Raw genomic sequence first — 20,497 nt, 5'->3', positions numbered from 1 at the left:
ACAGGACCTCCTCGGTGCGGCGGCGACCCCGGGACGGTCCCCAGCGGTCCATCGCAGGTCGACTTGCGTTAACCGTACACCCAACGCAGGGCGACTTGCTTTACGCTGGGCCGATGAGCTCACCGGAACCCGTCGCCCCGCCCCTGCGCCGCCGTGGGGAGCGGATGCGGCGGGCGGTGCTGGCCGCCGCCGTGGACCTGCTGTCGCGCGAGGGTCTGGCGGGCGCGACGGTCGGCGCCGTGGCCCGGGCGGCCGGAGTGCACGAGACCTCCGTGTACCGGCGGTGGGGCACCCGCGAGAACCTGATCCTGGACGCGCTGACCACGGAGCTGGACGCCGCGCTGCCGGTCCCGGACACCGGACGGGTGCGGGACGACCTGCTGGCGTTCTTCTCCGCCCTGGCCCGGCTCCTCGCCACCCCGCAGGGCCGGGCGCTGCTGCGGCTGAGCGTCGAGCACGACGACTCCCTGGAGGACCGCCGCGGACCCTACTGGAGCGAGCGTCTCGACCGCGCCGTCGTGATGGTCCGGCGCGGCGCCGAGCGGGGCGAACTGGCCGCGGACACCGATCCCGGACTGCTGATCGAAGCGGTCAGCGGTCCGCTGTTCGTGCGGGTGCTGCTCAGCGGGGCGCCGCTGGACGACCAGCTCGTACGGGGGCTGGTGGACCTGGCCCTGGACGGGGCCCGCCCACGGGCCGGCGGACCCGGCCCCGGACGGGGCCCGTCCGGGGCGAGCGGTCGGGCCGGTCCCGGACCGTGATGATGCGAGGACCCGGATCGGGGCACCCGGCGGTCGTCAGGGGCGCGGGTGCGCCGAGGACGGAGGAACCATGGACGGCAGCAGGCCGCTCGCCCTGGTCACCGGGGCGTCCAGCGGCATCGGGTACGAACTCGCCGCGCTGTTCGCGGAACACGGATACGACCTCGTGGTCAACGCCGAGGACGAACGGCTGGAGCACGCCGCCCAGCGGCTGCGGGAGACCGGCGTGGAGGTACGGGCCGTGCGCGCGGACCTCAGGAACCCCGACGGCGTGGACCACCTGGTCGCCGCCCTGACCGGGCTCGCGGTGGACGTGGCGGCCCTCAACGCCGGGGTGGGGCAGGGCGGCGCCTTCGTCGACACCGACCTCGCCGACGACCAGTCCGTCATCGACCTCAACGTGACCTCGACCGTGCGGCTCGCCAAACCCCTCCTGCGGGACATGGTGGCCCGCGGGGTGGGGCGGCTCATGTTCACGTCCTCGGTCGCGGCGACGATGCCGGGCTCCTTCCAGTCGGTCTACAACGCGTCGAAGTCGTTCGTCCAGTCCTTCGCGCAGGCGTTGCAGGAAGAGGTCGGGGACACCGGTGTCACCGTCACCTCCTTCATGCCGGGGCCGACGGAGACGGACTTCTTCCGGCGGGCCGGCATGACGGACACCAAGGTCGGCACCATGCCGAAGGACGACCCGGCGCAGGTCGCCCGGCAGGCGTTCGACGCGGTCATGAAGGGCCGCGGGAAGCTGGTCACCGGCTCGGCGAAGACCAAGGCCCAGGGAGTGGCGGACAAGGTGCTGCCGGACCGTGTCAAGGCCGCGGTGCACCGCCGGATGGCCGAACCGGGGACGGCGCGGGACGCCCGGGACGCGCGGGATGCGGACCGCTAGCGCCCCCCGTGGCACCGTCGCCCGAAGGGCCCCTTGTCGGCGGCCCGTTCCCGGTGGAACGATGCCCGGGCACCGGCTCACCGCACCGGAGGGAACGCCGTGACCGACGACCGGGAACGCCCGCGGGCCGCCGCCGCCTTCGACGCGCTGGGCGCCGAGTACGAGAAGGCGTTCGCCGGGTCGAGGACGCACCGCCGCTCGCTGGAGTGGCTGCTGGCACGGCTGGCGCCGGGCAGCCGGGTGCTGGACGTGGGCAGCGGCACGGGACGGCCCACCGCGGAGACCCTCGCGAACGCCGGGCACGTGGTGCTGGGCATCGACGTCTCCCCCGTCATGGTGCAGCTGGCCGCGCAGCAGGTGCCGGCCGCCACCTTCCAGTGCGCCGACGTCCGTGACGTACCGCTCGCGGACGGCTCGTTCGACGCCGTCTGCGTGTACTTCTCACTGCTCCAGCTGGACCGCCGGGAGCAGCGGGATCTCGTACGGCGACTGGCGCGGTTGCTCCGGCCGGAGGGCTACCTGGTCCTGGCCACCGTGCCGCTGGACGTGGACGGGGTCGACGCCACCTTCATGGGCCAGCCGGTGCGCGTGACCAGCTTCCCCGCGCAGGACCTGATCGACCTGGCCGAGGACGCGGGCCTGGAGGTGCTGGCGCAGGAGGCGTCGATGTTCACCCCGGCCCACCCGGACGCCCGCCCGGAGCCGCACCTCTTCCTGCACTGCCGGCGCACGGGGCAGCCCCGGATGGGGTAACTGCGCACGCGCGGACCGGGGTCCCACGGTCAGAGTGGGCAGCATGACAGAACCTGGCGAGCGACGGCGCCGCACCACCTCCACGGCCACGCGCGAGCGGGGTGTGCGGGACGCCCGCGACGCCGCACGGCACGCCGCCGACGCCCTGTCCGAGCTGATCGGGCACCACCTCGAAGGGGTCTCCGCGGTGTGCCGGGGCGAGGACGGCGGCTGGATCGTCAACGTGGACGTGCTCGAGGTCGCGCGCATCCCCGACACCACCAGCCTGCTCGCCACCTACGAGGTCGGGCTGAACCCGGCGGGCGACCTGATCCAGTACCGCAGGATCGCGCGCTACCGGCGTGGTGCCCAGGACCAGTGAGCGGACCGTGAGGGCCGCACCCGGAAGGACCACCGCATGATCACCTACGACGACGAGGTCGTCTGCGCGCCCCGCGCCGGAACCCTCTACGACGTCCTCGAACTCATCCTCGACCGCGGCATGGTCATCGACGTCTTCGTGCGCGTCTCCCTGGTCGGCATCGAGATCCTCAAGGTGGACGCCCGCATCGTGGTCGCGAGCGTCGACACCTATCTGCGGTTCGCCGAGGCCTGCAACCGGCTGGACCTGGAGCACGACGTGCGCTCCAAGACCGTGCCCGAGATGTTCGGCAGTCCGGTCGCCAAGACCGTGGGCAGGGCGGGCGCCCGGCGTACGGCGCGCTCGCTGACCGACAAGGTGCGCGACGTCCTCGCGCCCGAGCACGAGCCCGCGCACGACGAGGAGGCGGAGGAGCCCGAGGAGACGGAGCTCCGGCCCCGCGAACGCACGGAGCGCACCCGGAGCGCGCAGCGGCCCCGCGGCAGGACCGCCGCACGCCCCCGCGACGAGGACGACCGACCCCGAGCCCGCCCCCGCCGGCGCACCGAGGAGGAGGACCGATGACCGCGCCCGCCACCACCGCCCCCGAGTCCGCCGCCGCCCCCGGGCCAGCGGCCGCCCTCAAGGCCCTGTACGTCTACGGCATCACCCCGGCCGGCGTCCGTGTGCCCCGCTCCCCCGGTGTCGACGGCTCCCCGGTCGGGCTGCTGACCGAGTCCGGGCTGTGCGCCGCGGTGTCGGACGCGCCCCCGCGGCTCCGGCCCCGGCGCCGCGACCTGCTGGCCCACCAGGCCGTCCTGGACGAACTGGCGGCGCAGGGGCCGGTGCTGCCCATGCGGTTCGCGGTCCTCAGCCCCCGGACCGACACGCTCATCGCCCAACTGCGCTCCGACGCGGCGCACTTGACGCGGCAGCTCGACGGCGTACGCGGATGCGTGGAACTCAACGTCAAGGGGACGGTGGTCCCCGGCCACTTCGCCGACCTGGTGCGCCGCGACGACGGACTGCGGACCCTGGCCCTGCGGACCCGGCGACGCCCGGACTACGAGGCCAACGTCCGGCTCGGCGAGGCGATCGCCCTCGGTGTCCGCCGCGAGGCACGGCGCGCCGCCCGGGAGGTCGTCGACCGACTGGCGCCGCTCGCCGTGCGGACGGTGCAGGGCGCGACCGACGACGAGCAGGTCCTCAGCGCCTCGTTCCTGCTGCGCTCGGCCGACGAGGCGCGGTTCAGGGCAGCGGTGGCGGAGCGGGCCCGGGCCTGCGGCGACCGGCTGGCCCTCAGCGTGACCGGACCGCTGCCCTGCTACAGCTTCGTCGACCCGCGCCCCGCACCGCCGGCCGGCCGGTGACCGCATGGGCATCGTGAGCGGACTCCTCCTGCTGCCCCTCGCTCCGGTGCGCGGCACGGCGTGGATCGCCGACCACCTGCTCCAGGAGGCCCGGCGCCAGGCGCACGACCCGCGCGCCGTACAAGCGCGGCTGGCCGCGCTCAACCGGGCCCTGGACGAGGGCGCCATCGACGAGGCGGCCTTCGAGCGGGAGGAGGAGCGCCTGCTCACCCTTCTCGAACGCCCGGCCCGGCCCACCGGCCGTACCACCACCACGAATCCAGCGCGGAGACGACACGTATGAACGACAGCAGGACGGCCATGGCGGCTGCCGTGGCGGGCGGATACCTCCTGGGGCGCACCAGGAAGGCCAAGCTGGCCTTCGCGGTCGGCTCCTACCTCGTGGGCAGACGCGTCGGCCTCTCCCCCGGCCAGGTCCTCGGCCAGGGGCTCGGCGGCCTACAGCGGACGCCGCAGTTCCAGGAGCTGACCGACCAGGTCAGGGGCGAGCTGCTGACCGCCGGACGCGCGGCCGTCACCGCCGCGGCGAACCGCCGCCTCACCAGCCTCGCGGACAACCTCCGCGACCGTACGGACGCGCTCACCGACGAGGGCCGACCGGACGACGGCCGCGACGACACCTGGGACGAGGACGCCTACTTCGAGGAGGAGGACCGCGAGGAGGACCGGCGGCCCGCGCCGCCCCGGAAGACGGCGAAGAAGGCGGCCAAGAAGGCTCCGCCGCGCAAGGACGCGCCGCCCGCGAAGAAGGCGGCCAAGAAGACTGCCGCCAGGAAGACGGCCGGACCGGCGCAGCGGACGGTGGTCCGGGGCGCCGGGCGCGGGGGTGGGCGCGCATGAGCCCCGGCAGGCAGGGCGACGACGGCCCCTCTCCCCTCGGTGATCTCAAGGACGCGCTCGGCGGCTACCTCTCCGCCGCGGGTCACGGACTTCTCGGCAGGGCGGGGGAACGGGTCGGTTCCCTGACCGACCGCCTGACCGAGTCGGCCGGCGGGGGTGACTCCAAGAACGGCGGCGGCGGTGGTTCCAGGGGCAGCGGCGGCGGCAGCGTCAAGGCGACACACATCATGGAGACCGTCGACATCGGCGTCCCCCTGCGCACCGTCTACGACCAGTGGACGCAGCTCCAGGACTTCAGCGGCTTCACCAAGGGTGTCCAGAGCGTCAGTCCCCACGACGAGGTGACCTCGGACTGGACGGCCAAGATCGCCTTCTCGACGCGCAGCTGGAAGGCGACCGTCCAGGAGCAGATCCCCGACCAGCGCATCACCTGGACCTCCGAGGGCGCCAAGGGCAGTACCAACGGGGTGGTCAGCTTCCACGAGCTGGCGCCCCGGCTGACCCGGGTCGTCGTGGTCGTCGAGTACTACCCGGCGGGCTTCTTCGAGAAGACCGGCAACCTCTGGCGCGCGCAGGGACGCCGGCTGCGGCTGGACCTCAAGCACTTCGCGCGGCACGTGACACTGGCCGACGAGGAGGAGGTCGAGGGCTGGCGCGGCGAGATCCGCGACGGCGAGGTCGTCAAGAGCCACGAGGAAGCGCTGGAAGAGGAGGAGAACGCCGAGGAACCGGACGAGTCCGAGTACGAGGACGAAGACGACGAAAACGACGACGGTGACGAGGACTCAGAGGACGAGTACGAGGACGACGACGACGAGGAGGAGCCGTATGCCGACGAGTACGACGACGAGGACGACCGGCGTGCCCGCCCGCGTCGCTGACGACGCTGCCGCGGGGCGTACGCGGTGACCGACCTCGACCACCCGTACCCGGGCCCGGGTACCGAGCCCTACGGGCCCCCCTCCGGCAGCCTGGCCGACCTCCTCGAACGCGTCCTCGACAAGGGCATCGTCATCGCCGGCGACATCAAGATCGACCTGCTCGACATCGAGCTGCTGACGATCCGTCTGCGGTTGTTCATCGCCTCGGTGGACACCGCGAAGAAGGCCGGCATCGACTGGTGGGAGACGGATCCCGCGCTGTCGTCCCGGGCGGCGCGGGACGCGCTCGCGGAGGAGAACGCGCGGCTGCGGGAGCGCCTCGACGCCCTGGAGGGGGCCGCCGGGGAGACGACGGGAGCCGTGCGATGAGCACGGCCGCCGCCGGACCGGCGACCCCCGACGTCGTCTGTGCCTTCGCCGTCACCCGCACCCCGCCGGACCCGGCCGCTCTGGCCGCGGCGAGGGGGCACGAGGAGGGCGGTCCGCTGCGTGTCCTGAGCGCGGGCGACCTGTGCCTGGTCGTTCAGGACGTCCCCGCGGCCCTGTTCGACGCGGAGGCGCTGACGGAACGCCTCAACCGGCCCGACGACCTGGAGCGCTGCGCGCGTGCCCATCACCGGGGCGTGGAGGCCGCGGCCGGGCGGGGGCCCGTCGTGCCGCTGCCGATGGCGACCCTGTACCGCGGCGACCTGACCGCGGCGCGGGCGGTGGCCGCCCGGCAGCCGGTGCTCAACACGCTGCTCGACCGCCTCCGGGACCGCACGGAGTGGGCGGTGAAGGTGCACGCCGCCGAGGCCCCGCCCGAGCCCGCCACGGACACCGGAGCGGGTGCCGGCACCGGCTCCGGCGCCGGGGGCCGCGCCTACCTCAGCCGGATCAGCGCACGACGGCGTGACCGCCGGGGCGCCCACGACAGGGCGCTGGCCGAGGCGGAGGCCGTCGACGCGGAGCTGCGGCGGTACGCGGTGGCCGCGACACGGCACCGTCCGCAGAGCGAGCGGCTGACCGGACGACGCGCACCGCAACTGCTCAACGTCGCCTACCTGGTGGAGGACGCGCGGCGTACCGCCTTCGCCGAGGTACTGGGGCGGCTCACCGCCGACGGCCGGCGTCCGGCGGTACGGGTGGACGCCTCGGGTCCGTGGATCCCGTACTCCTTCGCCCGCTGGGACGAGGACCCGCAGGCCGGCCCGGACCAGGAGGTCCCCGCATGACCGTCCCGGACGCCCGTACGCCGGGCCCGGCGCCCGTGCCCTGGGGCGGCCCGGAGCCGTACGCACCGGTCGGGGTGCCCCTGGTGGACCTGCTGGACCGGGTGCTGGCGACCGGTGTCGTGGTCAGCGGCGACCTGGTGCTGGCCGTCGCGGACGTGCCGTTGGTGCGGATCTCCCTGCACGCCCTGCTGTCGTCGGTGAACGAGCGGGTGCCCGCCCCCTGGCCGGACAGCGGGCCGCTGTGACGGCGCCCCGGACCCGCGCCGCCCGGACCGCCCATGCCCTCGACCTGGATCCCGAGCGGGTCACCAACGACCTGGCCGCGCTGGTCCTGACCGTGGTGGAGCTGCTGCGCCAGCTCATGGAGCGCCAGGCCGTGCGCCGCTTCGACGAGGGGACGCTGAGCGCGGAGCAGGAGGACCGGCTCGGCACGGCGCTCATGCTGCTCGACGAGCGCATGGACGACCTGTGCGCCCAGCACGGACTGAGCCGCTCCGACCTCAATCTCGACCTGGGCCCGCTGGGCCCCCTCCTCTCGGACCCGGAACCGTAGGACACAGGAATCCGGCACCCGGCACCCGGCACGGCGGCGCCCGACGCGAGCGATCGTTATGATGACGCGGAATCGCTCAAACGAACATTCTCGGGTGGGGAGCCCTGATGCGGGAGCCGGTCGATCTCAGGCGCCAGCGGATACTGGCGGCGGTCCAGGCGCGCGGTACCGCGCGGGTGCGCGACCTCGCCGACGAGTTGCAGGTCTCGGTGGTCACCGTGCGCCGCGACGTCGAGGAGCTGACGCGCGAGGGCAGGCTGAGCCGCGGTCACGGAGTGGTGCGGTCGACGCTGCCGGCCCAGGAGACGGCCCACGATCCGGTCCCGGCGGGCGGCGACCGGGTGGCCGTGGTGGTCCCCGTACGGCACTCCTACCTCACCGAGACGCTGCACGGGGCGCGCACGGTCCTGGAGCGGGCCGGGGTGCGCATGGCCCTGCACCTCGCGCCGCAGGCGTCCGGTGCCGAGCGGCCACTGGTGGAGCGTGCCCTGTCGGACGGCGCGGACGGGCTGCTGATCGCCCCGCGCTGGCGGGGCCGGACCGACGAGGAGGCCGACCACGAGTGGCTGGCCGGGATCGGCGTGCCGACGGTGCTGATGGAGCGCCGCCCGTGGCGCGGCAGCGCGCTGCACGCCCTGGACTCGGTCTGCTCCGACCACTGGTACGGCGCGCACCTCGCGGTGGAGCACCTGGTGGGGCTCGGGCACCGGCGGATCGTGGTCGCCACCCGGCACGACAGCCCCACGGCCCGTTCGCTGCGTGCCGCCTTCACGGAGATCGCCGGGGCGCATCCCCTGGTGGAGCGGTGGGCGTGGACGCTGGTCGCACCGGAGGCCGGGGCCGACGGGCCGTACTCGGCGGACGAGACGGCCGAACCGTCGGCGCTGATGCGCAAGGTGGGTGCCACCGCGATGGTGCTGCACGGCGACGTGGACGCCCTGATGGTGGTCCAGCGGCTCGCGGAGGAGGGGGTGCGGGTGCCGGAGGACTGCTCGGTGGTCGCGTACGACGATGTGGTGGCCGGTCTCGCCTCGCCCGCGCTGACGGCCGTGTCCCCGCCGAAGGCGGAGGTCGGGCACGCGGCGGCGGAGCTGCTGCTCCAGCGGCTGGCCGAGGCACCCGGGGGCCGGCAGCCGGGCCGGCGGATCGAGCTGCTGCCGCGGCTGATGGTGCGGGGATCGACGGACCCGTTGACCGAACCGCTCGACGAATGAGCGTTTGAGCGTTTAATTTTCTTCTGATCGATCTATTGACCGTTTGGGGCGGGGCGTTCAGGATTCCGGTGTCTCGAAGAGTCGTGTCCGCACCCGCGCGGACCCGCAGGAGCCGCGGAGGCGCCATGCCCGGACGACCCAGCCGTCGCTCCGTGCTCGCCGCGATGACCGCCCTACCCCTTGCAGGAGCCGCGAGCGCCTGCAGCGGGGGGAACGGCGCATCGTCGGCCCGCACGGGCACCACCACCCGCATCACCTTCTGGTCCGCCCTGCGCGGCAGCCAGGAAGTGGTCGACGCGTTCAACCGCACCCACCGCACGGTCCAGGTGGAGTTCCAGCAGATCCCCTCCGGCGGGCAGGGCGGCTACGCCAAGCTCAGCAACGCCGCGCGGGCCGGGAACGCGCCCGACGTCGCCACTCTCGAATACCCGCAGGTGCCGGGGTTCGCCATCGACGGCGTCGCCCGCGACATCACCGATCTGATGAGCGACGGCCTGCGCCGCAAGCTGCTGCCGCAGGCGCTCGGCCTGACCACCTTCGAACGCCGGGTGTTCGCCGTGCCGCTGGACGTCGAGCCCATGGTGATGCACTACCGCGCCGACCTGTTCGACCGCCACGGGCTCGAAGCCGCCCGCACCTGGGACGAGTTCGCCGAGCAGGCCGCGACGGTGCGTCGCGAGGCACCCGACCGCCGGCTGGCGCTCTTCCCCACCGACGGGATGACGCAGTTCGCCTGCTACGCCTGGCAGGCGGGCGCCCAGTGGTTCGACACCTCGAAGGGCGCCTGGAACGTCTCGCTCGCCGACGCTCCCTCACGACGCGTTGCCGAGTACTGGCAGGGGCTGATCGACCGGGACGACGTCTTCATGAACGCCGTCGAGAGCAGGCAGTCCGACGCACAGATCGGCAACGGCCTGGTCCTCACCCGGCTCAGCGGCGCCTGGGACGCCGGTGCGCAGATGAACGCACGGCCCGGGCAGAAGGGCCAGTGGCGGATCGCGCCGATGCCGCAGTGGGACACCGGCCGCCCCTCGACCGGCACGCACGGCGGGTCGACCTTCGCGATCACCGAGGACAGCAGGCACCCGGAGGCCGCGATGGAGTTCATCGAGTGGCAGGTCTCCCACCCCGACTCCCTGCGCGCCCGGCTCTCCAGCGGCACCAGCAGCCAGTACCCGGCCGCGCCCGGCCTGGTCGCGGTGGGCCGCGAGGCCTTCGACCGCTCGTACTACGGCGGCCAGGACATCTACACCCTGTTCGAGCAGGAGGCCGAGAAGATCGGCGACCAGTGGCTCTGGGGCCCGCGGATGAGCGCCACCCAGAAGGTCATGCAGGACTCCTTCGCCCGGGTCGGCGGCGGCCAGGGCAGCCTCGTCGAATCGCTGCGCAGCGCGCAGGAGGGCACCATGCCCGACCTCAGGGCCCTCGGCCTGTCCACCACCCAGCACAGCACCTGAGCCGACGAAAGGCAGGTGACACACCCATGACCACGACCACCCACGCACGGGTGCCGGCCGGCGCCGCCCGCGCCGCCTCACCGGCACCCTCCGACTCGGGCCAGCGCGCCCGCAGAGCGGCCAAGCGCCGTCAACTGACCGCCGCCGGCGTCCTCATGACGCCGTTCTTCGCCCTGCTGGTCACCGTCTTCCTGATCCCCGTCGGCACCGCCGTCTACCTCAGCTTCTTCAGCGACGACCAGCCCGGGCTCGGCTTCGGCCCCGAACGCACCGTCTTCGTCGGCCTGCGCTCCTACGCGGCCGTCCTCACCGACCCCACCTTCCTCGGCGGGCTCGGCACGGTCGCCCTGTACTGCCTCATCTACATCCCGCTGATGGTCGTCGGCGCGCTCGCCCTCGCCCTGCTCCTCGACTCCGGCGTGGTGCGGCTGCGCGCCTTCGCCCAGCTCGGTCTGTTCCTGCCGCACGCGGTGCCCGGCATCATCGCCGCGCTGATCTGGCTGTACCTGTACACGCCCGGCATCAGCCCGGTCATCGAGCTGTTCGCGAAGGGCGACATCACGATCGACTTCCTGGGCGTGCACACGGTGGTCCCGTCCATCGTGAACATCGCCCTGTGGAGCAACCTCGGCTACAACATGGTCGTCTTCTACGCCGCCCTCCAGGCCGTGCCGCGCGAGGTGATCGAGGCGTCCGTCGTCGACGGCGCCGGGCCGGTGCGCACGGCGCTCCAGGTCAAGACGCCGCTGGTGCGGGCCTCCATCGTGATGGTGGCGATCTTCACCCTGATCTGGGCCCTCCAGCTCTTCACCGAGCCGATGCTGCTCAGCCAGTCATCGCCGATGATCAACTCGCGGTTCTCGCCCAGCATGTACATCTACGACGCGGCCTTCACCCGCAACAACTACAGCCTCGCGGCGGCCGCCTCGGTCGTCCTGCTGGTGTGCACCATCGCCCTGTCGTACGGCGTCACCCGCTTCACCAGCCGCGCCGACTCCGAGGAGGCCCGATGAGCGCCGCCGGCAGTCCCCTGCTCCGCCCCAGGCTGCTGGGCCGCGCGACGGTCAACGTGGTCGTCGCCGTCTCCGTCCTCTACACGCTGCTGCCGGTGCTGTGGCTGGTGCTCGCGTCGGCCAAGAACCGCGACGCGCTGTTCAGCAGCGACCTGCTGTCCCTGAGCGACTTCTCCTTCCTCCAGAACCTCAAGGACCTGTTCGCCATGGACGGCGGGCTGTACGGCCGCTGGTACGTCAACAGCCTGCTGTACGCCGTGATCGGGGCGGCCGTGGGCGCGCTGGTGAGCGTGGCCTGCGGCTACGCCTTCGACAAGTACGGCTTCCGGCACAAGGAGAAGCTGTTCGGCCTGGTGCTCGCGGCGGTCATGGTGCCGCAGACGGTGCTCGCGCTGCCGCTGTACCTGATGGCCTCCGAGGCCGGCCTGGTCAACACCTTCTGGGCGGTGTTCATCCCGGTGCTGTTCAATCCGTTCGGCGTCTACCTCGGGCGGATCTTCGCGCGGGGCTACGTGCCCGACGAGGTGCTGGAGGCGGCGCGCGTGGACGGGGCCGGGGAGCTGACCACGTACGCGCGGGTGGCGCTCAGGATGCTCGGACCCGGTCTGATCACCGTTTTCCTCTTCCAGCTGACCGCGATCTGGAACAACTTCTTCCTGCCCATGGTGATGCTGTCCGACCAGGACCTGTATCCCGTCAGTCTCGGCCTGTACCAGTGGAACAGTTCGGCGTCCGTGTCGCCCGAGTACTACCCCGTGGTGATCATGGGCTCGCTGCTCGCCGTACTGCCGCTCATCCTCGCCTTCGTGCTGCTCCAGCGTTTCTGGCGCAGCGGCCTGACCGCCGGAGCCGTCAAGTGACCGTGCACGCCCCCGGACCCGGCCACCGGCCCCGTGCCGCCGTGGCCATGTCCCCGGACGCCGCCTCGGCCGTCCTCGACCCCCAGTCCCTCGCCGCGTTCCGCCGGGTCTGCGACCTCGCGCCGTTCCCGGTGCTGGACGACCTGACGACGGCGCGGGCGAGATCCGTGCTGGCGGACGTGGAGCTGCTGATCACCGGATGGGGCTGTCCGCCGCTGGACGCGGACGTGCTGCGGGCGGCGCCCCGGCTGCGGGCCGTGGTGCACACGGCGGGCAGTGTCCGCGGGCACGTCACCGACGCGTGCTGGGAGCGGGGCGTCGAGGTCTCCTCGGCCGCCGCCGCCAACGCGCTGCCGGTGGCCGAGTACACGCTCGGCATGATCCTGCTGAGCGGCAAGCGGGTGCTGGAGCGGGCCCGCGACTTCCGGGCGGCCCGGACGCGCGGCAACTGGCTGCGCACCCCGCGCGGCGTCGGCAACTACCACCGCACGGTCGGCATCCTGTCGGCCTCGCTGATCGGCCGCCGGGTCGTCGAACTGCTGCGGCCGCACGACGTACGGGTCCTGCTGCACGACCCGTACGTCGACGACGCGGAGGCCGCCGGACTCGGCGTGGAGAGCGTGTCGCTGCCCGAGCTGTTCGCGCGCTGCGACACGGTCAGCGTGCACACCCCGCTGCTGCCGACGACCCGTGGTCTGGTGAGCCGTCCGCTGATCGACGCGATGCCCGCCGACGCGGTGCTGATCAACACCTCCCGCGGGGCGGTGATCGACCAGGAGGCGCTCACCGACGCCGTGCTCGCGGGCCGCATCCGGGCCGTCCTGGACGTCACCGACCCCGAGGCGCTGCCCCCGGACCACCCGCTGTGGGACTGCGAGCACGCCCTGATCACCCCGCACCTGGCAGGTTCCGAGGGCAACGAGTGGCGCCGTCTCGCCGACCTCGCGCTCGCCGAGACCACCCGCTGGGCCACCGGGTCCGGCTTCCTCCACCCCGTACGACGCGAAAGGCTGGCGTTCCTGGCATGAGCATCCCGTTCGAACTGCCCACCGAGGACCGTGCGTCGAGCCCGTACACCGGTTACACCCGTGCCCACTGGGAGGCCGTCGCGGACGGGCTGCTGTGGGCCGCGTGGCGCTGGAGCACCCCGGGCCGCGCCCTGCTGGACCTGCCGGGGCGGCCCTCGCGCTCGGGGGTGCGCTCCGACGGCCTGGAGGGCTTCGCGCGGACCTTCCTCGCGGCGGGCTTCCGCGTCGCGGGGGCGGACGGCGCGGACCCGCACGGCTGGCTGGACCGCTACGCGGAGGGCCTCGCCTCGGGCACCCGCTCCCCCGGCCGCGACGACGCCGAGTCCTGGCCGCTGATCCTCGACCACGACGTGCAGGGCCAGCCCATGGTGGAGTCGGCGTCGGTGGCGCTGGGGCTGCGGCTGACCGCGCCGTGGCTGTGGAAGCATCTCGACGCCGGGGTGCAGGACCGGGTGGAGGAGTGGCTGCGCGGGGCGCTGCGGCACGTGCCGGCGCCGAACAACTGGTACCTGTTCCCGTACACGGTCGCCGGGTTCCTGGAGTCGGTCGGCCGGGGCGACGCCGAGACGGCCGCGGCCCGGGAGCGTGCGCTGGAGCTGATGGAGGGCTGGTACCGGGGCGGGGGCTGGTACGCCGACGGCGACGGGCGCGCCTTCGACCACTACAACGGCTGGGCGCTGCACCTCTACCCGGTGCTCGACGCCCACCTCGGCGGCGACACCGACGCCCTCTCCCGCTACGGGGACCGGCTCCGCGCCCACCTCGACGGCTTCGCCCTGATGTTCGGGGCCGACGGAGCGCCGCTGCACTTCGGCCGTTCCCTCACCTACCGCTTCGCCGCGTCGGCGGCCGTCGCCCTGGGCGCGCTGACCGGGCACACCCCGCTGACGCCGGGGGCCTCGCGGCGGCTGGCCAGCGGCAGCCTGCGGTACTTCGTGGACCGGGGGGCGGTGACCGACGAGGGGTTGCTGAGCCTCGGCTGGTACGGCCCGCACGAGGCGACCCTGCAGCCGTACTCGGGTCCGGCCTCCCCGTACTGGGCGTCGAAGGCGTTCGTCTCGCTGCTCGCCCCGGCCGGCCACCCGCTGTGGACGGCGCCGGAGGAGGCGGCGCCGGTGGAGGAGGCCGACCGGGTCCTGGCGCTGCCCGCGCCGGGGCTGCTGGTGCAGTCGACCCGCGCCGACGGGATCGTACGGCTGCACAACCACGGCAGCGACCATGTCCGCCCGCACGAGGGCGAGTCGGCGGCCGAGGACGACCCGCACTACGGCCGGCAGGCCTACTCGACCCGGACGGGTCCCACGGCGCGGGAGAACATCGCGGACAACCACCTGTCGGTCGAGGTGAACGGCCGGTCCAGCGTGCGGCGCCGGGTCCGTCCGCTGGGCGCGGGAGGGGGCGAGGGCTGGGGCTGGGCGGCCTCCTGGCACCGGCCCGTCTTCGTGACCGGGCCGCCGATGGTGCCGGGGCTGCGGGTGGAGAGCGTGACGGTGGCCCGGGGGCCGTACGAGCTGCGGGTGCACCGGGTCGTCGGGGCGCCGCCCGGGGCCAGGGTCACGCACACCGGGTGGGCCACCGGCCCCGAGGATTCCCTCACTTCCGTGCTGCACGGCCTGTACGGCTGGGAGTCCGGGGCGGAGACCGTGCGCGCCCCGCAGGGCACCGCGTACGTGCCGTGGGCCGAGCTGCCCCGGCTGTCCGGCGCGGCGGGCGGCACCTCCGTGCACGTCGGCCTGGCCGTGCTGACCGGTGAACCGGTGAGCGTGCCGGTGGCCGGGGCGGTGACGGAGGTGGTGCCCGGAGAGGACGCCGTGGAGGTCGTCTGGGCGGCCGACGGCGCCCGCACCCGGGTCTCGTTCGGGCCGGTGGAGGTGACGCACACGGACGCTTAGTCCGGTACCGGTACGGCGGCACTTCGAGGGCTCCGATCCGCGGCCGCGGTCGGGGCCCTGAGCCGTACGCGCTCCCCCGCACGCACGCCCCCGGTGGCGTGGCGTGCCCGGGCCGGTGAGGCTGGAACGGCACCCGTGAGAAGGAGCCGTCTCCATGCGCAAGTCGTCGTGCACCGTGATCGCGGCACTGGCCGTGTGGGCCCTGTGCGCCGCCGGAGCGGAGGCCGCGGTGTTCCGCGTCCCGGACCTGCCGGGCGAGGTGACGGCGACCGAGTGCGTCCAGGGCGGCGGAGTGATCATCATTTCGGCGGACGGGGACGGGACCGGCTCCTTCACGACGGTCTGCCGGGGCGGCCTCCACGACGGACAGACCATCACCTGAGCCCACCGCCTCCGTTCCTCGCGGCCATGCCTTGAGTCCCGGACGCTGGGTACGCGGTCACGGCCCACCACGGCAGTCGGTACCCAACACGACCGGGCGCGTGCAGCGGCCCGCACAGAAACGGAGAACGGCCGATGAGCGAGGCCAATCCCCTCAAGCGAGCAGTCCGCAAGGTGACCGAGGGCCTGCACGGCGAGGCCGGCGGACCGCCGGACGGGATCCCCGGCAGGCCGGGTCCCGAGTCGCCCCCCGTCGCCGAACCCACCGAGCCCCGCGAGCCGCTGCCGCCGAAGCCGGACCAGACCGGCCCGGACACGGTGTCACCGACCGGACAGCCCACGGGAGCGGACCAGGCCAGGGTGGCGCAGTCCGGCAGCTATCTGACGGACGCCCAGGGGACCCGGCTGTACGACACCGACCACTCGCTGAAGGCCGGTCCGCGCGGTCCCGTCCTGCTTCAGGACCATCACCTGCGCGAGAAGGTCATGCACTTCGACCACGAGCGCATCCCGGAGCGCGTGGTGCACGCCCGGGGCGCGGGCGCGCACGGTGTCTTCCAGAGCTACGGCACCGCGGCCTCGGTGACCAAGGCCGGGTTCCTGGCCGCCGACGTGGAGACGCCGGTCTTCACGCGCTTCTCCACGGTGGTCGGCTCGCGCGGGTCGTCGGACACCGTGCGGGACACCCGCGGGTTCGCGACCAAGTTCTACACCAGCGAGGGCGTCTTCGACCTGGTCGGCAACAACATCCCGGTCTTCTTCATCCAGGACGCCATCAAGTTCCCGGACGTCGTGCACGCGGCGAAGCCGCACCCGGACCGGGAGATCCCGCAGGCGCAGAGCGCCCACGACACCTTCTGGGACTTCGTCTCGCTGCACACCGAGGCGACGAACCACACCATCTTCTTCATGGGCGACCGGGGCATCCCGCGCTCCTTCCGGATGATGGAGGGCTTCGGCGTCCACACCTTCCGGCTGGTGAACGCCGAGGGCGCCACGACGCTGGTGAAGTTCCACTGGAAGCCCAAGCTGGGCGTGCACTCGCTGGTGTGGGACGAGGCGCAGCTGATCAACGGCGTCGACCCGGACTTCCACCGCCGGGACCTCGCGGACGCCATCGAGGCGGGCGCGTACCCGCAGTGGGAGCTGGGCATCCAGACCTTCCCCGACAACCCGGAGCAGACCTTCGAGGGCATCGACCTGCTGGACCCGACCAACTTCGTGCCCGAGGAGCTGGCGCCGGTGCAGCCGGTCGGGCTGCTGACCCTGAACCGCAACCCGTCCAACTACTTCGCCGAGACCGAGCAGGTCGCCTTCCACGTCGGGCACCTGGTGCCGGGCATCGACGTCACCGACGACCCGCTGCTCGCGGGGCGGCTGTTCTCGTACCTGGACACGCAGATCACCCGCCTGGGCGGCCCCAACTTCCCGCAGCTGCCGATCAACCGGCCGCAGGCGCCGGTCAACGACATGCTGCGCGACGGCATGCACCAGAGCGCCGTGCACCGGGGCGTGGCGCCCTACCGGCCCAACTCCCTCGACGGCGGCTGCCCGTTCACCGCGGGTGCGGACATGGGCGCGTTCGTCGAGGCGCCGGTGCGGGTGCCGGAGTCGAAGAAGATGCGGGAGGCTCCGGAGTCGTTCGCGGACCACTTCAGCCAGCCGCGCCGCTTCTGGCTGAGCATGAGCCCGGTGGAGCGCGAGCACATCGTCGGCGCCTACACCTTCGAGCTGGGCAAGTGCTACGAGCAGGCGATCCGGGAGCGGACGCTCCAGGTGCTGGCCAACATCGACCCCGAGCTGTGCGCGGGGGTCGCCGAGGGCCTCGGCCTGCCCGCCCCGGAGCCGACCGTCCCGCCGGCCGACGTCGAGCCGAGCCCGGCGCTGTCCCAGGTGGGCGGCGTCTGGCCGCTGGACGGCCGGGTCGTCGGCATCGTGACCGGCGGAGCCGACCTGGAGGGCGTGGGCGCGGTACGGGAGGCGGTGCTCAACGCCGGGATGGTGCCGCTGGTGGTGGCGCCGACGGGCGGCACCCTCGGCTCCGGCGACGCCGCGCTGACCGTGCAGCGCAGCTATGTCACCGCGCGGTCGGTGGAGTTCGACGCGGTGCTGATCGCGGGGACGCCGGACATGGGCGGCGACGCCTACACCCCGCGGGACTACAAGGCGGGACCGGCGCCCGCGGGGCCGGGAACGATCGACCCGCGGGTGAGTCTGCTGCTGTCGGAGGCGTTCCGGCACGGCAAGGCGATCGGCGTCTGGGCCGGCGGCACTCCGGCGCTCGAGGCGTCGGGGGTGCCCGCCGACGCGCCGGGTGTGATCGTCGCCGACTCCGGCACCGCGGCCCTGGAGCAGGTCACGGAGCTGATGGGCTCGCACCGGGTGTGGGAACGCTTCACCACACCGCGGGGCTGAACCACCGGGCCGTGGGGCCGGGGCACCGATCTGGACGCCCGGCCCCACGGCCCGTTCAGCACAGGACGCGCAGCGCTCCGGGCAGCACCTTCGCGGTGACGGGTACGACGGCCTCGACCTCGCCGTCGGCGCCGTAGGGTATCGCCCGGTCCGCCTCGATGCGGACCTCCCGGCCGCGCAGGACGCGTACTTGGGGCCGGTGGACGTGGGCGCCCGTGGAGAGTTCGTTCATCAGGGCGAAGAACAGCCGCCGCGGGGCGTCGGAGATCATCACCACGTCCAGCAGGCCGTCGTCCACCCGGGCGGAGGGGGCGACGAGGCGGTTGAAGCCGTAGTAGCCGGAGTTGGCCGCCACCACCGTGTAGCCGCGGAAGGCGTGCTCCTCGCCGTCGACCGTGACCCGGTAGCCCGCCGCACGCCAGCCCGCCACGGCCCGCACCGCCCCTGCGTAGTAGGAGGCGGCGCCGCGCAGCAGCCGAGCGTGGTTGGCGTGCCGGTTGGCGAGCGCGTCGACACCCGCGTACACGCTGCCGAGGACGACGGTGCGGTCGTGGACGGCCGAGGTGACCTCGATGGTGTCGACGGGGCGGGGGGCGCCGTGCAGCAGCACCTCGGCCAGGGCGGCCGGCTCGGTGGGCAGCCTCAGGGCGCGGGCGAAGTCGTTGCCGCGGCCGGCCGGGACCAGGCCGAGCACGGCGCCGGTTCCGCTGAGGGCGCCGCCGATGCCGCCCGCCATGCCGTCACCGCCGACGGCGAGCACCACCCGCCCCGACGCCCCGGCCCGCCGGGCGAGTTCGCGGGCGTGGGCGAGGCTGTGGCTGTACTCGGTCTCCAGCTCCGCCCCGGCCTCCCGCAGCAGCCGGGCCACACCGAGGAGAGCGGCGGCCGAGGTGGCGCCGCCCGCGGTGGGGTTGACGACGGCGGTGAACTGTCGCATCGATGTGCCTCCGGGCTGACGGGTGGTGCCGGACTGTTGTCTCACGGGGTGGGGGCGCTCGGCCGGGCGGGGTCAGTCCGCGGGCAGCAGGACGCCCGGGCTGAGCAGCCCGGCGGGGTCGAGGCTCCGCTTGACGGCGCGCAGCGCCTCGACACCGAGGGGGCCCGCCTCCCGGACGTACCAGTCGCGGTGGTCGGTGCCGACCGCGTGGTGGTGGGTGATGGTGCCGCCGGCGGCGAGGATCGCCTCGTTGGCGGCGTGCTTGGCCCGGGTCCAGTGCGCCACGGCGTCCTCGCCCTGGGCGGAGACGACCGTGAAGTAGAGGGAGGCGCCGTTCTCGTAGACGTGCGAGATGTGGCACATGACCAGGGGCGGGGTGCCGGCCTCGGTGAGCGTGGCGGTCAGCGCCTCGCGGACGGCGGAGTAGAGGGCGGGGAGGCGGGACCAGTAGGCCGCGGTCTCCAGGGTCTCGGCGAGCGCGCCGGCGTCGAGCAGCGAGTCGCGCAGGTACGGCGCCGAGTAGCGGCCGTGGGCCCAGCGCTCCCCCGGTTCGTCACCGGCGAAGGTGCCGCCGCTCTCGCGCAGGACGGCGGCGGCGCCCTCGCGGCGGTGGGCGGTGTCCTCCTCGGTGCCCTCGAAGCCGACGACCGCGAGGCAGCCGGCGTCCTGCTGCTCCAGTGAGGCTCCGATGGCGTCGGGCTGGGCGAGGCCGATCAGGGTCTCGGTCTCGTCGGACAGCCGCAGCACCGTCGGCCGGGGGCCGTCCTGGGCGAGCCGGCGCAGGGCCGCGGCGCCCTCGTCGAAGGAGGCGAAGCGCCAGCCCTCGTAGCGGCGGGCCCGCGGTACGGGCCGCACCCGCACGGTGACGGAGGTGATGACGCCGAAGGCGCCTTCCGAGCCGAGGACGAGCTGGCGCAGGTCGGGTCCGGCGGCCGAGCGCGGGGCGCGGCCCGTGTCGAGGGTGCCCTCGGGGGTGGCGAGGGTGAGGCCGAGGACCATCTCGTCGAAGCGGCCGTACCCGGCGGAGGCCTGTCCGCTGGAGCGGGTCGCGGCGAAGCCGCCGATGGTGGCCCACTCGTAGGACTGGGGGAAGTGGCCGAGGGTGTAGCCGTGCTCGGCGAGCAGCGCCTCGGCCTCGGGGGCGCGCAGGCCGGGCTGGAGGGTGGCGGTGCGGGAGACCTCGTCGAGGTCGAGCAGGCGGTTCATGCGGCGCAGGTCGAGGGCGACGAACGCGCCCTCGCGGCCGGGGGCGAGTCCGCCGACGACGGAGGTGCCGCCGCCGAAGGGGACGAGGGCCAGGCGGTGCTCCGCGCAGGCGGCCAGCACGGCGAGGACCTCATCGTGGCTGTCGGGCAGGACGACGGCGGCCGGGGTGTCGGCGGTGTCGCCGGTCCGCATCCGCAGCAGGTCGGGGGTGGACTTGCCGCGGGTGTGCCGGATGCGGCTCTCGGCGTCCGTGCGCACGTCCTCCCCGCGGCCCCCGACGGCGAGAGCCAGGGTGCTTCGGGCGGCCTCGCCCAGCGGTGACTCCGGTACGTCGACCTCCGCCAGCGGGAGCGCGGCGCATGCGCGGGGTTTGACGCCGAGCAGCTCGCGCAGCAGTCCGGTCACCGTGTCGGGCAGTGCCGTCGCCCTGGCCGGGTCGCCCCAGCCGTTCCACAGCATGTCCATCGCCTGTCGTCCTCACGGTCGCTTCGGGGGA

The 20,497-nt window shown here is 73.8% G+C and carries 23 protein-coding genes; 21 read left to right on the top strand and 2 right to left on the bottom strand.

The annotated features are described in order from the left end of the window. Positions 1-113 precede the first annotated feature (113 nt). From Sco07f_RS18610 to catB, 21 genes are all read left to right on the top strand, one after another. Positions 114-761 carry a TetR/AcrR family transcriptional regulator gene (locus Sco07f_RS18610; RefSeq protein WP_108988488.1) on the top strand — a complete coding sequence of 216 codons (648 nt, stop codon included), beginning with the start codon at positions 114-116 and terminating at the stop codon, positions 759-761. A gap of 70 nt (positions 762-831) precedes the next feature. After that, positions 832-1,647 (top strand): SDR family NAD(P)-dependent oxidoreductase, encoded by an 816-nt coding sequence (locus tag Sco07f_RS18605; protein WP_108988486.1) that lies wholly within the window; start codon positions 832-834, stop codon positions 1,645-1,647. Between the two features lie 99 nt (positions 1,648-1,746). Further along, positions 1,747-2,400, top strand: a complete 654-nt coding sequence (locus Sco07f_RS18600; RefSeq protein WP_007389502.1) for a class I SAM-dependent methyltransferase — start codon at positions 1,747-1,749, stop codon at positions 2,398-2,400. Positions 2,401-2,443: 43 nt separating this feature from the next. Continuing rightward, the gene (locus tag Sco07f_RS18595) at positions 2,444-2,761 is read left to right on the top strand and encodes a gas vesicle protein GvpO (RefSeq protein ID WP_108988484.1); all 318 of its coding nucleotides are present in this window, start codon (positions 2,444-2,446) and stop codon (positions 2,759-2,761) included. Positions 2,762-2,797: 36 nt separating this feature from the next. Next, positions 2,798-3,325: a gas vesicle structural protein GvpA gene (locus Sco07f_RS18590; RefSeq protein WP_108988482.1), complete on the top strand. Its 528-nt coding sequence runs from the start codon at positions 2,798-2,800 to the stop codon at positions 3,323-3,325. Beyond that, positions 3,322-4,110, top strand: coding sequence for a GvpL/GvpF family gas vesicle protein (locus Sco07f_RS18585; protein WP_108988480.1), 789 nt, complete (start codon positions 3,322-3,324; stop codon positions 4,108-4,110). The genes Sco07f_RS18590 and Sco07f_RS18585 overlap by 4 nt, the downstream gene beginning before the upstream one ends. A 4-nt stretch (positions 4,111-4,114) precedes the next feature. Then, positions 4,115-4,393: a gas vesicle protein GvpG gene (locus Sco07f_RS18580; protein WP_007389500.1), complete on the top strand. Its 279-nt coding sequence runs from the start codon at positions 4,115-4,117 to the stop codon at positions 4,391-4,393. After that, positions 4,390-4,950 (top strand): hypothetical protein, encoded by a 561-nt coding sequence (locus tag Sco07f_RS18575; RefSeq protein ID WP_108988478.1) that lies wholly within the window; start codon positions 4,390-4,392, stop codon positions 4,948-4,950. Before Sco07f_RS18580 ends, Sco07f_RS18575 begins: the two co-directional genes overlap by 4 nt. Continuing rightward, positions 4,947-5,831: an SRPBCC family protein gene (locus tag Sco07f_RS18570; protein WP_108988477.1), complete on the top strand. Its 885-nt coding sequence runs from the start codon at positions 4,947-4,949 to the stop codon at positions 5,829-5,831. The genes Sco07f_RS18575 and Sco07f_RS18570 overlap by 4 nt, the downstream gene beginning before the upstream one ends. 24 nt (positions 5,832-5,855) lie before the next feature. After that, complete coding sequence (locus Sco07f_RS18565) at positions 5,856-6,200, top strand: gas vesicle protein (RefSeq protein WP_042822897.1); 345 nt, start codon at positions 5,856-5,858, stop codon at positions 6,198-6,200. Then, positions 6,197-7,045 carry a GvpL/GvpF family gas vesicle protein gene (locus Sco07f_RS18560; protein WP_108988475.1) on the top strand — a complete coding sequence of 283 codons (849 nt, stop codon included), beginning with the start codon at positions 6,197-6,199 and terminating at the stop codon, positions 7,043-7,045. The genes Sco07f_RS18565 and Sco07f_RS18560 overlap by 4 nt, the downstream gene beginning before the upstream one ends. Beyond that, positions 7,042-7,290 (top strand): gas vesicle protein, encoded by a 249-nt coding sequence (locus Sco07f_RS18555; RefSeq protein ID WP_016325204.1) that lies wholly within the window; start codon positions 7,042-7,044, stop codon positions 7,288-7,290. Before Sco07f_RS18560 ends, Sco07f_RS18555 begins: the two co-directional genes overlap by 4 nt. Next, positions 7,287-7,598, top strand: coding sequence for a gas vesicle protein K (locus Sco07f_RS18550; protein WP_108988473.1), 312 nt, complete (start codon positions 7,287-7,289; stop codon positions 7,596-7,598). The genes Sco07f_RS18555 and Sco07f_RS18550 overlap by 4 nt, the downstream gene beginning before the upstream one ends. Positions 7,599-7,705: 107 nt before the next feature. Next, positions 7,706-8,812 (top strand): substrate-binding domain-containing protein, encoded by a 1,107-nt coding sequence (locus Sco07f_RS18545; RefSeq protein WP_087788401.1) that lies wholly within the window; start codon positions 7,706-7,708, stop codon positions 8,810-8,812. Between the two features lie 125 nt (positions 8,813-8,937). Then, a complete protein-coding gene (locus Sco07f_RS18540; protein WP_108988472.1) occupies positions 8,938-10,269 on the top strand; it encodes an ABC transporter substrate-binding protein in 1,332 nt (443 codons plus the stop codon). 26 nt (positions 10,270-10,295) lie between these two features. After that, positions 10,296-11,282: a carbohydrate ABC transporter permease gene (locus tag Sco07f_RS18535; RefSeq protein ID WP_108988470.1), complete on the top strand. Its 987-nt coding sequence runs from the start codon at positions 10,296-10,298 to the stop codon at positions 11,280-11,282. After that, on the top strand, positions 11,279-12,142 hold the full coding sequence (locus Sco07f_RS18530) for a carbohydrate ABC transporter permease (protein WP_108988468.1): 864 nt from the start codon (positions 11,279-11,281) through the stop codon (positions 12,140-12,142). The genes Sco07f_RS18535 and Sco07f_RS18530 overlap by 4 nt, the downstream gene beginning before the upstream one ends. Further along, the gene (locus Sco07f_RS18525; RefSeq protein ID WP_108988466.1) at positions 12,139-13,170 is read left to right on the top strand and encodes a hydroxyacid dehydrogenase; all 1,032 of its coding nucleotides are present in this window, start codon (positions 12,139-12,141) and stop codon (positions 13,168-13,170) included. The genes Sco07f_RS18530 and Sco07f_RS18525 overlap by 4 nt, the downstream gene beginning before the upstream one ends. Beyond that, positions 13,167-15,062, top strand: a complete 1,896-nt coding sequence (locus Sco07f_RS18520) for a DUF2264 domain-containing protein (protein ID WP_108988464.1) — start codon at positions 13,167-13,169, stop codon at positions 15,060-15,062. Before Sco07f_RS18525 ends, Sco07f_RS18520 begins: the two co-directional genes overlap by 4 nt. A 154-nt stretch (positions 15,063-15,216) precedes the next feature. Further along, positions 15,217-15,444, top strand: coding sequence for a hypothetical protein (locus tag Sco07f_RS18515; RefSeq protein ID WP_108988463.1), 228 nt, complete (start codon positions 15,217-15,219; stop codon positions 15,442-15,444). 134 nt (positions 15,445-15,578) lie between these two features. Then, on the top strand, positions 15,579-17,858 hold the full coding sequence (gene catB / locus Sco07f_RS18510; protein ID WP_108988461.1) for a catalase CatB: 2,280 nt from the start codon (positions 15,579-15,581) through the stop codon (positions 17,856-17,858). A 55-nt stretch (positions 17,859-17,913) separates the two neighbouring features. Here the strand turns inward: catB and Sco07f_RS18505 are convergent, their stop codons facing one another. Together Sco07f_RS18505 and Sco07f_RS18500 are read right to left on the bottom strand one after the other, a co-directional pair. Continuing rightward, positions 17,914-18,795, bottom strand: coding sequence for a diacylglycerol kinase family protein (locus tag Sco07f_RS18505; protein ID WP_108988459.1), 882 nt, complete (start codon positions 18,793-18,795; stop codon positions 17,914-17,916). Between the two features lie 72 nt (positions 18,796-18,867). After that, a complete protein-coding gene (locus Sco07f_RS18500; RefSeq protein ID WP_167468141.1) occupies positions 18,868-20,466 on the bottom strand; it encodes an FAD-binding oxidoreductase in 1,599 nt (532 codons plus the stop codon). Between the last annotated feature and the right edge of the window lie 31 nt (positions 20,467-20,497).

It is taken from the genome of Streptomyces coelicoflavus (assembly GCF_003112555.1).
GTDB lineage: Bacteria > Actinomycetota > Actinomycetes > Streptomycetales > Streptomycetaceae > Streptomyces > Streptomyces coelicoflavus.
Note: the sequence above shows the minus strand (reverse complement) of the source record. Positions and strands in the feature narration are given on the sequence as shown.